The 13,485-nt window shown below is 44.9% G+C and carries 10 protein-coding genes and 3 pseudogenes; 7 read left to right on the top strand and 6 right to left on the bottom strand.

Features of this window, described 5'->3' with window-relative positions; genetic code table 11:
- Nucleotides 1–29: 29 nt before the first annotated feature.
- Entirely contained in the window at nt 30–638 is a 609-nt protein-coding gene (locus NDA03_RS20715; protein WP_348239006.1) for a DVUA0089 family protein, read from the bottom strand.
- An 846-nt stretch (nt 639–1,484) separates the two neighbouring features.
- Between NDA03_RS20715 and NDA03_RS20710 the strand changes: the two genes are divergently transcribed.
- From NDA03_RS20710 to NDA03_RS20695, 4 genes and pseudogenes are all read left to right on the top strand, one after another.
- The gene (locus NDA03_RS20710) at nt 1,485–2,735 is read left to right on the top strand and encodes a glycoside hydrolase family 10 protein (RefSeq protein ID WP_348239005.1); all 1,251 of its coding nucleotides are present in this window, start codon (nt 1,485–1,487) and stop codon (nt 2,733–2,735) included.
- Nucleotides 2,736–3,244: 509 nt separating this feature from the next.
- On the top strand, nt 3,245–3,838 hold the full coding sequence (locus tag NDA03_RS20705; RefSeq protein ID WP_190412428.1) for an HPP family protein: 594 nt from the start codon (nt 3,245–3,247) through the stop codon (nt 3,836–3,838).
- Between the two features lie 294 nt (nt 3,839–4,132).
- Nucleotides 4,133–4,995, top strand: a pseudogene (locus tag NDA03_RS20700) (neutral zinc metallopeptidase).
- A 152-nt stretch (nt 4,996–5,147) separates the two neighbouring features.
- Nucleotides 5,148–5,708: a Uma2 family endonuclease gene (locus tag NDA03_RS20695; protein WP_190412861.1), complete on the top strand. Its 561-nt coding sequence runs from the start codon at nt 5,148–5,150 to the stop codon at nt 5,706–5,708.
- 131 nt (nt 5,709–5,839) lie between these two features.
- Here NDA03_RS20695 and NDA03_RS20690 read toward each other — a convergent pair whose 3' ends face one another.
- Nucleotides 5,840–6,832, bottom strand: coding sequence for a Rieske 2Fe-2S domain-containing protein (locus tag NDA03_RS20690; RefSeq protein ID WP_190412430.1), 993 nt, complete (start codon nt 6,830–6,832; stop codon nt 5,840–5,842).
- 1 nt (nt 6,833) lies between these two features.
- On the opposite strand from NDA03_RS20690, the pseudogene NDA03_RS20685 reads away from it, so the two are divergent.
- The 3 genes and pseudogenes from NDA03_RS20685 to NDA03_RS20675 form a co-directional block, all read left to right on the top strand.
- Nucleotides 6,834–7,487, top strand: a pseudogene (locus tag NDA03_RS20685) (TetR/AcrR family transcriptional regulator); the annotation flags it as partial.
- 57 nt (nt 7,488–7,544) lie between these two features.
- Nucleotides 7,545–7,661, top strand: a pseudogene (locus NDA03_RS20680) (IS1 family transposase); the annotation flags it as partial.
- Between the two features lie 245 nt (nt 7,662–7,906).
- Nucleotides 7,907–8,482: a hypothetical protein gene (locus tag NDA03_RS20675; protein ID WP_190430493.1), complete on the top strand. Its 576-nt coding sequence runs from the start codon at nt 7,907–7,909 to the stop codon at nt 8,480–8,482.
- A gap of 125 nt (nt 8,483–8,607) precedes the next feature.
- Here the strand turns inward: NDA03_RS20675 and NDA03_RS20670 are convergent, their stop codons facing one another.
- The 4 genes from NDA03_RS20670 to NDA03_RS20655 form a co-directional block, all read right to left on the bottom strand.
- Nucleotides 8,608–9,231, bottom strand: a complete 624-nt coding sequence (locus tag NDA03_RS20670) for an antibiotic biosynthesis monooxygenase (protein WP_348239004.1) — start codon at nt 9,229–9,231, stop codon at nt 8,608–8,610.
- Nucleotides 9,232–9,279: 48 nt separating this feature from the next.
- A complete protein-coding gene (locus NDA03_RS20665) occupies nt 9,280–9,933 on the bottom strand; it encodes a hypothetical protein (protein WP_348239003.1) in 654 nt (217 codons plus the stop codon).
- Between the two features lie 126 nt (nt 9,934–10,059).
- On the bottom strand, nt 10,060–10,935 hold the full coding sequence (locus tag NDA03_RS20660) for an AraC family transcriptional regulator (RefSeq protein ID WP_348239002.1): 876 nt from the start codon (nt 10,933–10,935) through the stop codon (nt 10,060–10,062).
- Nucleotides 10,936–11,097: 162 nt separating this feature from the next.
- Nucleotides 11,098–13,371 (bottom strand): ATP-binding protein, encoded by a 2,274-nt coding sequence (locus NDA03_RS20655; protein WP_348239035.1) that lies wholly within the window; start codon nt 13,369–13,371, stop codon nt 11,098–11,100.
- Between the last annotated feature and the right edge of the window lie 114 nt (nt 13,372–13,485).

Here is a 13,485-nt window from a genome sequence, read left to right as displayed (position 1 = left end):
TAGGTTTGTAATCAGTAGAGATTGTTATTCTATCCTTTGACTGTAGCTTTCTGTTGGTGTTTGCGCTTCAGTACAGAACCAGCGCCTAATCCACTAAGCACTAATAGACCCAAGACAGAACCAGGTTCAGGGACAGAGCTAGTTGGCTGGTTTAGACTGATAGAGTAACTGCCACTGCTTTCCCCATTATTGTTATAAGTAGGGCCAGAGCTGGCAAAGTTGGAAAAGGATGATATTCCTAAGAAGTAGTTACCAGCATCCAGAACCTCGTTGAGAGTGGACTGGAACAAAAATGACGGATAAATCGGCGCAAAAAAAGTATCGTCGTTCTGAACGAGTAGTGTGCCTGACGAATCAAACAGTTGCAGTATGGTATCGAAGATTGCACCACCAACTGTTGTAGCGTTGAATAACCCGCCGCTCCAAGAGAAAGAGAAAAGGTCGGCATCATTGGATGGAGAGATAGTTCCTTGGATGACATTAATGCCCTCGCCAACATTTTGGGCAGTATTTAAAGTCTGACCTGCATCGCCGGATTCAAAAAAAGTCGCAGCCTGTGCCGTTCCCCCTATTCCCACAATAAGTGCGGCTCCGACGGTAGTTATCGATAATTTATTCAGCAAAGTTGAGGTATTCATAAAATTCGTTACTTCAAAAAATTGAAGTTGATAGTGTAGATATTGATGTGAAATTTACTGGGGCGATCGCTTCATTCCGCTTGCAGCAATCCATGCGAACTCTTTCCTTACCTCCAAAAAGTTGTTGAAGGGTAAGGGCGATCGCCTGAATTTTCATATCTATCTATAGCCGATGAAAGTTATTTAAGTAGAGCTTTAACTTGCTCTTGAATATTGAGTTTTTGCTTGATTGCTTGTTGAGTAAACTATGGCGTACTTTCCCTAACAGCTGCAATGTTTTTCGCGCATCTTTACCGAAAAATTACATACTTGCATATAGGTTTTGACTATACACACGCGAATTATTTAGCCCAATGGTAAGCTCCACAAGGCTTTTATGCGTGTTAATATTTAGGACTTTGATAGGAAAATTTAAAGTTTATGTGAAGTCTCAGTAAAAACTCGTAGTTTAGGCAAGCGCACTTTAATGTATTTACTGAGCGGGGCGACCGCACATAAACCCTCACTCGCCTTTCTAGCGGGATCGTGTAAGGCAAGGATGATGTAAACAGCAGGCGCGATCGCACTTACGGAGCGAGTTAGAACAAAAACGATAGCTCCAACTGCCTCTGGGAAAGGATTTAGATGAAGGCGATCGCTAATAATAATGTTTGATAGAGCGTAGTCCGTAATTCTACTTAGGATATCCTGACGCTTCAGCTTTGCTAATACAACAATTCAAGATTACTGATTGAATGATTCCTGTTAACAATCAATTTTTCAGTAGATATAAATACCTGTAAACTATTAATCGTTCATTTCATCACTAGGCTAAGCGATCGGATAGCTAACTTATCATTCAAACTTATGAAATTGCATTTCATCCCTAGAGGTTGGTGGCGATCGCTCAAGAATCTCTTGTTACTGTTTCTGGCATCATTCATCACAGTATTGCTGGCTGGCAACCCCATCTCTGCGATCGCGCAAAGCCCAATGCCACCAGAAGCAATCGAGCAAATCTCAATCCCAGAAGCGACTCCTCAGAAACGTTTTCAGGAAATTCGCGGCGTTTGGATGACCAACAATGACAATAAAATCCTCAGAGATCGCCCCAAGCTGCAAAATGCTGTCAGTCAACTGGCGCAGCTAAACTTCAACACGATCTATCCTGTAGTGTGGAATTCTGGCTATACGCTTTACGAAAGTGCCATAGCACAACGGGAAGGCATTCAATCTTCTGTCAGCAAAGGCTTACAGGGACAAGATATCATCGCTGACCTGATTGCCCAAGCCCATCGCCAAGGCTTGCTAGTGATTCCCTGGTTTGAGTTCGGTTTCATGGCTCCCCCGCTATCGGAATTGACATCAAATCATCCGAATTGGATTACGCAACGGCGGGATGGTAGCCAAACTTGGATTGGCGCTGCGGGTGAGGTTGTGTGGCTTAATCCCTTCCATCCAGATGTGCAGCAATTTATCACCGATCTGGTGCTGGAAGTCGTCACTAAATATGATGCCGATGGTATTCAGTTTGACGATCACACCAGTTTGCCCAATGAATTTGGCTACGATCGCTACACGCTTGCCTTGTATAAACAGGAAACCAAGAAAGATGCGCCTTCCAATCCCAAAGATCCTGCATGGGTGCGCTGGCGTGCAGATAAAATTACGGCATTCATGACACAACTCAATAAAGCTGTAAAAGAGAGAAAAACCAACGCAATTTTCTCCGTTGCTCCTAATCCCTACGTCACTGCTTACAATACTTATCTGCAAGATTGGTTGAATTGGGTGCGAAAAGATATTGTGGACGAGTTAATTGTGCAAGTTTATCGTCCCAATCTGCAAAGTTTTCTCGACCAGCTGACCCGCCCGGAAATTCAAGAAGTGCAACAAAAAATTCCAACTGGAGTTGGTGTTCTCACTGGCTTGAGAAATAAGCCTGTTTCGATGCGACTGATTCAATCTAAAGTACGGGCAGCTCGCGATCGCGGCTTGGGTGTAACTTTCTTCTATTATGAAAGCCTTTGGGACGATGCACCAGAACCCAGAGCGGAACGGCAATCTAATTTTCAAAATCTCTTCAACTTCCCGGCTTCCCGCTTTGCGATCAGATAACTTGGGGATCTTTAACAAAGCGATAGCTTCGCTTGCGCCAAGGGCGAACGCGCGCTTCTCCTCTATGCACTAAAAATTCATCTATCTGAGCGATCGCTTGCTTCATTCACGCAAGCGATCGTTTTTTGCTGTCAACGTATCAATAAAACTGATTACTTAAATTGCTTATTCTTATGAATTAGAGGTTCCATTTTGAACGAGGAAAAGATAAGGTTGACCTAATGTTAAGATTTCATGACATTTGTTAACGCAGGAGAATATTTTTCATGTTAGATGAGGTTTTTTGTCATCCTTCTGCTTGTATGAAAGAGAATTATGGCATCTATACCTTCTTTCCCTAGATTGAATAACAGCATTTAAGTTTGCTATAGCAATACGGTTGAATTGCAGAATTTAGATATTTATCTGGTCATAGCTTGCAAATCCCTATAAAAATTTGCAAGCTGAGCAAAGCGATTTTTTATGACCAATTTTTCCGATTTTACTATCTGAATAAAAGTAAAAAAACGATGAGAAGTTATCTGCCTAAAGGGCGAAATTATCGCACCATTCTGCCTCAATTAAATTACAAAAGTATTCGTTTGAGAGTAGACAATTACTGCTTAAAAATACGCGGTAGTAAACGTGCAGTTCCTTTAGAGAGACCCGATCATAGGCATATTCTGTGGAGTTCGCTGGGTAGTTTCATCGGCATTGCAGCCACAGCTTATTTATCGGTGAAAACTGGCGCTCCTCTACTAATGGCTCCCTTTGGTGCTACCAGCGTCTTGATTTTTGGTGTACCTGATAGTCCCTTAGCACAACCGCGTAATGTAATCGGCGGTAATTTTATCGCGGCTCTAGTTAGCTTGACGATTTTGCATCTTTTTGGTGCGGAACCCTGGGCGATGGGAATGGCTGTGGCAACTGCTATTGGCATGATGCAGTTCACAGGGACATTGCATCCACCTTCGGGAGCTGTTGCATTAGTCGTAATGATGACGAAGGCACAGTGGCAGTTTCTGCTAACCCCGGCACTTGAAGGTTCTATTATTTTGGTACTCTGTGCAGTAGTTTTTAACAATCTTGCTCAAGACAGGACGTATCCTAAGCACTGGTTTTGAGCAGTCTGAATCTCTACATGAGTAGTGGTAGAAAGGGTCGGGTTAACTAAGGATCGGAGGTTGATTAACCTCCGATTTTTTGCGTAGGGGCTTTTCTTGTGCCATTCTTCTACTGTTTGACCCTGAGATAGCCTTCCCTAAGAAGGATCGTCTATAAATCAGCGCCGTCCCTCTGGCAGAGGATCTAGATGAAGGCGATCGCTAATATTTGTAGTGGGTTGTGGAAAGTCTGGGTTAGGTGAAATAGCACTTTACTTACTTCTGCTGGGTTGAGTAGTTTGGAGACTTGAAGCTATGCGCTGGGAATTCGGTCGTAAAAGCAGCAACGTTGAGGACAGACGCGGGGGTGGGGTTTCTGGCCCTCTAGTTGGGGGTGGTATTGGGACAATCGTTCTGGCGGTCATTGTTGCCCTCTTGGGGGGAGATCCGGGTGCAGTGTTGCAGCAAGGACAAGAACAAGTACCGAGCGATCGCACTTCTTCCCAGTCTCTCAAACACAATCATCTGCTGCGAACGATCGCATGGCTGATTTCGTTTCGGTTGTCTTGGCGGATACAGAAGATACATGGGGTACGCTGTTTCGTCAAAACGGAGAGAACTATGTCGAGCCTAAGTTAGTTCTCTTCTCAAATTCGGTACAGTCGGCTTGTGGTTCTGCCAGTGCGGCAGTTGGGCCGTTTTATTGCCCCGCCGATCAAAAAGTCTATATTGACTTAAGTTTTTATCAAGATTTGAAGTATAAGCTCAACGCACCAGGAGACTTTGCCCAAGCGTATGTAATTGCTCACGAGGTTGGGCATCATGTGCAGAACTTAATGGGAATTTCGAGTAAAGTTCGTACATTACAGCGTCAAGCTAGTCGCGCAGAGGCGAATCAACTTTCAGTCAGGTTGGAGTTACAAGCAGACTGTTTTGCTGGCATCTGGGCGCATCATGCTAATCGTTCCCGGCAAATCTTGGAAGCAGGCGACGTTGAAGAGGCGCTGAATGCTGCTAGCAGTATTGGCGATGATCGCTTGCAGAGTCAGTCCAAAGGGCATGTTGTCCCGGATTCTTTTACTCACGGTAGTTCAGCGCAGCGAGTCCGCTGGTTCAAGCGGGGGATTCAGACAGGGGAACCTGCACAATGCAACACCTTTGCAGCAGCAAATCCCTAAGAAAATAGGGTGTTGGAACTTTAGTAGGAAGCGATCGCAATCTCCACAGCGCGATCGCTTTTTTATTCATGGTTGCGATCGCGCTTTGGAGCTTATCGATGGCAAAGACGATAAAATTCTGTCATAGCGGCAACGATACCGAACTCAAGGTGATGACAACAGCGATTCCTTCATCCCTTACCCTCGAAGAATTCCTAAAACTGCCAGAAACTAAACCTGCCAGTGAATTTATTGGCGGTCGAATTCACCAAAAACCGATGCCTCAAGGCAAACACTCTCGCCTACAACTTAAATTTTGTGATGCTGTCAATGCAGTTGCAGAAACTCCACGAATTGCCTTAGCGTTTCCAGAATTACGCTGTACATTTGGTGGGCGCTCGATTGTTCCAGATGCTTCTGTATTCCTTTGGGAACGAATTCCTTTTGAAGCAGATGGCGAAGTACCGAATGCTTTTGAAATTTACCCGGATTGGACGATAGAAATTCTCTCACCCGAACAGAGAGCTACTAAAGTCATTAGTAACATTTTGCACTGCCTTAAATATGGCACTCAGTTAGGATGGTTAATCGATCCAGATGAGCGGTTAATTTTGGCATTTATTCCAGGACAGGAACCTGTCGAGTTAGCAGGAAGCGATCGCCTACCAATCCCAAAATTCCTCGCTTTGGATTTAACCGTTGATCGAGTCTTTGGATGGCTTAGAGTTGGTTGATTGGTACTGAACTCTGCATCATACTCAATTGACACTATACATAAGCGCGATCGCTTCCGGCACGTTACGCGATCCCAATCAGGTGATGCTGAAACCAACAGATACCATAATATTGAAGAGCTATGCGCCGTCTACTTTGAAAGATTAGGTTCCACAACATTTGGGAAATTTTGAAAATTGCGCCGCACCCAGTCCATACCCACTTCATTATTGAGTTTAATTTTCTGAGGCGTATTCGGATAAATTTTACCCAAAATATCAGCATCTTGATCAACTACCACCTTGCCAAACTCGAGATATGTCCTGCCAAATAGCTTAAAGGCAGGGTGCTTAGCTTGACCAAATAGCAAAATGTAAGTCCTTGTGCGGTTCTCGGCTTCTGGGATAAAGATGTGACACTGGACTACTTTACCTAATGGCATTTCACCATGAAAAATCACCAGAGATGGGAAGTAGTTTTCCAGGTGGGCTTTGATGCTTGTCGGGAGTAGGAATAAATCGAGTTTTCTCAGCTTTTCTGCCAAGCTGTAAGGGGCGGTGGGCATATCATAAAAGGCATGGGAATGATACCCATTGTCAATAAATTGATGAAATTCCACATTGGTAACTCGGAATAATTCCTGGTGAGTACCGTTTTGGTGATTATAGTCGTGCATATTCAGCAACATAGTCAGCAAATCGGTCTCTACACTTGTATCTGCGGTATGCCCGACAAAGTAGTAGGTATCTGCAATGTCATTCAAGAGTGCGGGAATCGGCACTTTTGGCTCGTATCCGCCGTAAGACCAGATGAAATCTCCTTGAATTGTTAACTCTAACGGTTTCAGTTGAGGCAACGTTTTCTTTTCCGTTCCCGGCAAAACGGTGCATCCTTCTGAATCAAACGGCAAGGCATGAAACGGGCAGACGACAGTACTCGTACCATCCGTGTGTGCTTCGCACCATCCTTCTGACAACATTGCTCCCATGTGAGGACAGGCATTGGGCAGGGCATGGATTCCTCCAGCAGCGTCTTTCCACATCACATAATCATTACCATACAGAGAAATCTTCCGAGGTTGGTTCACTACCAACATCGACTTGTGCGCCAACAACCAAGGCGCACCGAAAAGCATAGACTGCATAATGTTCTCCGGTAGAGATAAAATTGTGAATAATCCGTCGTGTTTCCAGGATATGACAGAATATTCACATTCGTCAAGAAGTCTGCGCCGTCAACCCAAACAGCAGCGAGGTAAAGAACGGGTCGAAAAAATCTTGGATGCAGCAGCGGCAGTGTTTGACGAAGTGGGCTATGAAGCGGCAACCACCCATCTGATTGCAGCCAAAGCGGGGACGGCAATTGGGTCTTTGTATCAGTTTTTTCCCGATAAAGCTGCCATTTTTAAGGCGATGGAATTACGCCATACCGAGCGCGTTAAGGCCATGTGGTCGAGGGCAGATACGCCAGAGATGGTTCGATTACCACTCCGACAGATGATTCATGGATTGGTCAGCGCGATCGCACAGATGTTTGAACAACCTGTGTCACGGGTGGTGTTTGTGCAGTTTTTTATATCCCGCGAGATTTTCCAGTCGATCGATGAAAGCATGACCCAGGAAGCAATTGACTTCATGGCTGGTCTCTTAAAGCAAAGAAATTCGGCATTAAGTAAGGCGCAATGTAGTCTATTGGCAGAGGTTTGCGTCCACAGCAGTAATGCTGTCATTCTGTCGGCACTTCGGAACCCAGATCAACAACATCGTCAAGAGTTGGTGCAGCAGATTGAGGACTTGTTGGTGTCATATTTAGAGCCGTATGTAGGGAACGCTCAGTTGGACAATGTAATGAAAGTAATGAAGTGTCCGCATTGTCAATCGGAGCAGTTATCTAAAAACGGGTATCGAAGGGGGAAGCAGTGCTATCTCTGTAAGGAATGTGGGAAACAGTTTGTGGAGAATCCCCAGGGTTTCTGATCCCCGTTCGGTAGCAGTATCAATCGCCCTGACTTCACACCCAAAAAAAGCGATCGCTTTCTTTATTCTTGGTTGTGAATTGCCACCAATCCCAAAATTCCTCACCGTTGATCCGGTCTTTGGATGGCTTAGGGTAGGCTGATGAGCGATGAATGCATCAGTATGGGCGATCGCACTAACAGACACCTACCATTAAAAGCAACCTACGGCAAAATAAGAGGGAGGTTAACACGGTCGCAGCTATGTCTAAAAGCAAAAAGCACAATCTCAAATGGCTCAAAGAAACCTTAGAGCTAAAAGAAGACCACAACTGGAAATCAAAGCCAGGAACTCGGATCTTCGTAGCAGGACGAGGAGCCTTGCGCTTCGATGTCCCTGAGGATTGGCATTTTGAACCGGATGAGAAGTCATTCCGGTTTTTAGACAAAAAGCCACCCAACGATGATGCTCGCTTAGAAGCTTCTTTTAATTTACTCCCACCTGGAAACTGGAAAGATTTTCCCTTGGTTCCGTTATTAAAGAAGGTAGTTAAAGATGATGAACGTCAGCCGATCGAGCGAGGGGAAATTATTCAACTCAAGCGTCAAACTGCCCGCATTGTTTGGACTCAGTTCAAATTTATTGACCCAGAAGAACACCGCGAAGCTTATTCCCGAACCTGTATTGGCCTAGGTTCTGGTGTTCAGTGTCTGATTACTTTTGACTACTGGGTGGACGATGCAGATCGCCTAATTCCTGTATGGGATACGGTTATGGATTCGTTAGTGCTAGGGCTTTATATCCGCGATCCTCGAACCGGACTGGCATTACCCGACTAGAGGTTGGGGGATCTAAATTCTCAAACTGTGATGGCAAGAAAAGTTTGCGATCGCTTTGTTCATTCCGAAGAGCGATCGCGCTGGTGCCTACGTGCAGCTAATAACCAACCTACAGCAGCTATCTATTAGGCTGTAGTCTGGGTGTGTACGACATTGTACAGATGAAATTCGTTTCGGGCTAAACCTTCCCAATACGGTTGCTCTGGGTTGAAACCAGGTTGCTTGAGAATTGCTTCAAACGCTTCCTTGCTCTCCCATTGACCGTAATTAAACATCCGAGTACCATCTAGACTTCGATGAAAGGTAGCTGAGAGTAACCCCGTTGAGTTACTCATCGCACGTTCTAATTCAGCAGAGGTTCGTCTAACCATCTCAGGTTGATTAATTGGCATCATGCGAAATTCAGCAAGGTGCGTCATGCGATCACTTTCAGCAATTTCAACTTCTGCCGATAGAGATCGACTGGCAGTTACTTCCAGTAAGAGTGAATCAGGCGGGAAGAATTCACTGAACACTGTTGGACGAGGCAAGCTGCGGTAATCAAATTTGGGATTCCATTGGCTATAAGTAAAAACTCGCACTCCATCTAAACTACGATGCACGCTGGCTGATACGAAGTAAGGATTGTCAATCCAAGATTTGATTTGCTCTTGGATAACTGCCTCAATCAAGGTTGACTGATGGCGCTCTGCAACAGTGTACAGGTCTAGCCCAACGATCGCAGTATTAGTCCGGTCAATCTGCACCATAGTTCTATGCTCTTAAACCATTCATTACATGATGATTTTGCTTCACTGCTATGAGTTAGTTGATTCGGTGAAGACTACCTCGTGAAGCGACATTTGAAACTCATTGTTGGCAAGTGAGCGCATCACCATGAGAGGCTCAGCCATCGGAGGATTCGCGTTCATCTTGGCATACAATTGTTGGGAACTCCACAGCCCATAATTGATAGCGCGGGCACCATCAAGACTTCGATGAAAGTGTGTGGTGATTAATCCGGCTTGTCCTGAGATTTGCTGTATTGCTTCTGCGGTCGCTTCTAAAAAGTGGGGCTGATTAGCAGGATCTTTCAATCTAAACATACCAAAGTTGATGAGTTCCCCCATGTTCGCTGTGATTTGCATTTGACTGTCTGCTGGCTCACTCATAAAAATGTCATAAAGATGGGAGTCTGGAGCAAAGAAGCCAGTAATCTTAGTCGCCAGAGCGATATCGCGGTTATTGATATAGGCTTCATAACTAGCTAGATTTTGCCACTGCACATAATTGACAACACGCAACCCATCCAAGCTGCGATGAATTGCATTTGCAATGTATCCAGGTTGCTGTTTAAGGATGTCGTGAGTGTAGGCTATCAAACTATCTATCAATAACCATTGTTGGTCGGGCTGGGTAACAAAAATATCTAGTTCTGCCAGAACTGGGTTGTCCTTGAATACGGTAAGCATTTAGATGATTCCTCTGTACTGACTAAGGCTGATTGGTCAAACCAAAACGCAGCGAATTGTCCAACCAATAATACAGAGTCTGCTTACTGACGTATAGTCGATTTTTGCAGCTTTAGAAGATTCTTGCTATTTCTGAAGAAATTGTTTCGGTGTAACTCCAGTGAGGCGCTTAAAGTGCCTGCCAAATTGACTTTGACTGGCAAAACCAACTTTCAAGGCAATATTTGCAATACTGTGCTGCTCCTGCATCATTAATTCCTGAGCGCGTTCAATCCGACGTTTAATCACATATTGGTAAGGAGAGTAACCTGTAGACTGCTTAAACAGTCGGGCAAAATGATACTGACTCATACCGAGTTCGGTGGCGATCGCTTCTAAGGAAACATCTTCAGCTAGATGAGCCTGGATATAGTCGATCGCCTGTTGCAATTTATGGCTAGGCAAACGACCTGAGTAAGATCGGATTTCTCGCCTTCGAGTTGAATAGTGCCGTAATAGATGAACAGCTAATGCATTTGCCATCGATTCTGCATAAAGGCGATCGCTTAACCCGTCTATTTCTAGTTCGGTTTTGAGTGCCAAACCAATTTGCTGGATCAAAGGATCGCAAATCTTAAGCTGTGGCGCAACTTGAGCATCGTCTGCATCAACCGATTCGTATAGGGCAGAAGTAAACAGCTTCGGTTCAAGGCGAAGTAACAAGAATTCCGCATCAGTATCCCAAAACAGTTTGCGATGTAGATAGGGAGGTGTAATCATAATGTCACCTTCAGCCAGACGATTGCTGCTGCGTCGCCCATCTATCGTTCGTTCTAACTGAATCGGTTGACCAAGATGAATACTGAGGAGATAATTCGGAAGGCAACACTCAGACTCCCTATTAGCAGGTTGATGATGGTGTTCAACCTGAAGAATATCTGAGACAATGTCTTGACTTCGCAACATTGGCAATCGCGGCACAACCTGTAAGACAGCATTTTTTTTGGTAGAGTCTTGGTTCATGCACTCTCTTCTAGCACTTGTGCCGTACTGTCATTGTCTAAATTTTAGTATAGGCGCTCGCATCGGCTAGATCGTTGTTGGAAAGCTTGCGATCGCACTCACATTTACTCATATGTTATACCGCTCAGCTTGCTCAGTCCGCCTCGCATCCCCTGAATACCGTTAGATAGCAGTGCTGAGTTGTTGACGGATGGGAATCTGAATCACAAACTCGGTTCCCTCACCAGGAGTGGAGAAGCATTCCAATTTACCGCCATGCTTTTCTGTGACAATTTGATAGCTGATGGACATCCCCATCCCCGTTCCTTTCCCAACCGGCTTAGTTGTGAAGAAGGGATTGAATATCCGTTGCTGAATGTCTTTGGGAATACCAACGCCATTATCCGCGATCGCGATTTGCACCCATTGCGAATCAATCACTGAAGTGGAGATAGTGATTTGATCGGGATGGTCTTTTTTCTCCTGATACGTGCAATTGGCTTTGGTTTCTTCGAGTGCATCAATCGCGTTTACCACGATATTCATTAAGACTTGGTTGAGTTGTCCCGGATAACACTCCACAAGGGGCAACTTTCCATAGTCTCTAATCACTGCGATCGCTGGGCGGTCTGGTTTGGGTTTTAGGCGATGTTGCAATATCAGCAGCGTACTTTCAATTCCTTCATGGATATCTACTTCCTTCATGTCCGCTTCATCCAATCGAGAGAACGTCCTTAACGATTTAACAATTTCTCGAATCCGTTCAGTCCCTAGTTTCATGGATGAGAGCAACTTCAACATATCTTCGTTGAGAAACTCTAAATCCATCTCATCAATTTTGGCTTCAATTGCAGGTGTGGGAAGGGGATATTCCTCTTGGTAAAGCTGCACTAACTCTAGAAGATTCTGAGCATATTCATCGACAAAAGTGACATTGCCATGAATAAAGTTGACCGGATTGTTAATTTCATGGGCTACTCCAGCCACCAATTGTCCCAAACTGGACATTTTTTCGGTCTGGATCACTTGTGCTTGAGTGCGCCGTAAATCAACCAGGGTTTGTGAGAGTTCTGCTGTCCTGACTTCGACTCGATTTTCCAATTCGGCGTTCGTCTGCGCCAGTTCGTTAAAGGAATCTTGTAACTGAGAAGCCATGTGATTGAAGGACTGTGCCACGGCATCTAGTTCTTTGATGTTGGTCGTTTCAACGGTTTGGTCTAACTGTCCAGTCGCGATCGCTTCCGATGCTTGGCTCAACTTTAAGATCGGACGAGTAATCCAGCGTGATGTATAGATTCCTAAAATCGTTGCCGCTGCCAATGCTCCCAGACACAGGAGGATAGTTGTGCGAGTGTTGGCATTAATTTGAGAAGTGAAATCAGATTCCGGCACGGTGACAACCACCAGCCAGTCTAAGCCAAAGCGATCGCGCCAGGGCGTGACTTGAATAAACTGACGCTGTCGGTTGAATGTTACCTGAAGTTCTTGAGTATTTTGAAGGGTTTTGAAATTCTGGAATTGTTGTTTGAGTTTTTCTGCTACGGTGCGAATCAAGGGATCTGGGCTGTCTAGGGCACTGTGGCGTTTTGTCTCATCCTTGACTTTGTGTACAACGGGTTGAGTACTGGAACTGCCAATCAGCAAGCCATCCCGTTCCATGATAAAGACTTGTCCGGAAGGGCTAACTTTCAAGTTCCTCAAGAATTCACTCACATTCGTGAGTAGCAAATCTACCATCAGAAGGCTGCGTAGCTTGCCCTTCTGGTCATAAATTGGGTATCTAGCAGGGACTGCAACATAGTAATTAAGACCAATGTCAGAAGTGCCGCTGTGGCTTTTTATTGCCTTACCTGCTTCAGTAATCTGTACCGTGTTCTCAAATGCGTATGTGTAGATACCAGCCCAGGCTGGCTTACCTGCTTTAATGATGTCTTTCACTCCTGGTGGTAAAAAAGGATCGGCCTGATAACTCTGCAAAAGGCTTTTCCGGTTGCCCCGTTGATCGGCGATGTAATCCGATGCCACACCGTTTCCAGGGAGATTTTCAAAAACCAGGAGATTCACGCCATTTACCCAACGCCCAGCACCTGATTCGGCACCATTCGGTAGAGCATAGCCAATGTAGCTGATTGTTTCAAATGCTCTAGCTTGACTCCAGAAATACTGTTCGCTAGCTTTAGGGTCATTCAGATTCAATCGTCCAGAAGCGATCGCATCTGCATTGACTTGGTTTAATTGCTGTGGCAGCGCCAGATATGTATCCAAGTGTTCATCAACCTGTTGACTCGCTTTGTCAATCAGTTGATTGGCTAGGTCATTGACTGCTTTCTGTCCGTTTCTAAATGACAGATAGCCAACTAACCCTACCGCTGCAAATATTTGTAATACAAAGGGAACGATAAGAATCAGACGCAAGGGAAACTGGTGCGTAGACTTAGCAGGACGAGCTGTTTTGATATTCAAGGGGGTCGCTCAGCAGAAGGTTTCAAGGAAGTACACAAAAGTATGGAATCTTACCTTATAGTTCCCGAATCTACTTTAGAAACATCATTTGAGCTTAAGTTTCAGTAG

Origin of the sequence: Trichocoleus sp. Lan (assembly GCF_039961855.1) — a bacterium.
Taxonomy (GTDB): Bacteria; Cyanobacteriota; Cyanobacteriia; order Cyanobacteriales; family FACHB-T130; genus FACHB-T130.
Note: the sequence above shows the minus strand (reverse complement) of the source record. Positions and strands in the feature narration are given on the sequence as shown.

Bases quoted from the DNA above. Each gene is read 5' to 3' on its own strand.
- NDA03_RS20690 (WP_190412430.1), bottom strand. From the start codon at position 6,832: ATGCAGTCTATGCTTTTCGGTGCGCCTTGGTTGTTGGCGCACAAGTCG.
- NDA03_RS20660 (WP_348239002.1), bottom strand. From the start codon at position 10,935: ATGAACCAAGACTCTACCAAAAAAAATGCTGTCTTACAGGTTGTGCCG.
- NDA03_RS20695 (WP_190412861.1), top strand. From the start codon at position 5,148: ATGACAACAGCGATTCCTTCATCCCTTACCCTCGAAGAATTCCTAAAA.
- NDA03_RS20670 (WP_348239004.1), bottom strand. From the start codon at position 9,231: ATGGTGCAGATTGACCGGACTAATACTGCGATCGTTGGGCTAGACCTG.
- NDA03_RS20705 (WP_190412428.1), top strand. From the start codon at position 3,245: ATGAGAAGTTATCTGCCTAAAGGGCGAAATTATCGCACCATTCTGCCT.
- NDA03_RS20665 (WP_348239003.1), bottom strand. From the start codon at position 9,933: ATGCTTACCGTATTCAAGGACAACCCAGTTCTGGCAGAACTAGATATT.
- NDA03_RS20715 (WP_348239006.1), bottom strand. From the start codon at position 638: ATGAATACCTCAACTTTGCTGAATAAATTATCGATAACTACCGTCGGA.
- NDA03_RS20710 (WP_348239005.1), top strand. From the start codon at position 1,485: ATGAAATTGCATTTCATCCCTAGAGGTTGGTGGCGATCGCTCAAGAAT.
- NDA03_RS20675 (WP_190430493.1), top strand. From the start codon at position 7,907: ATGTCTAAAAGCAAAAAGCACAATCTCAAATGGCTCAAAGAAACCTTA.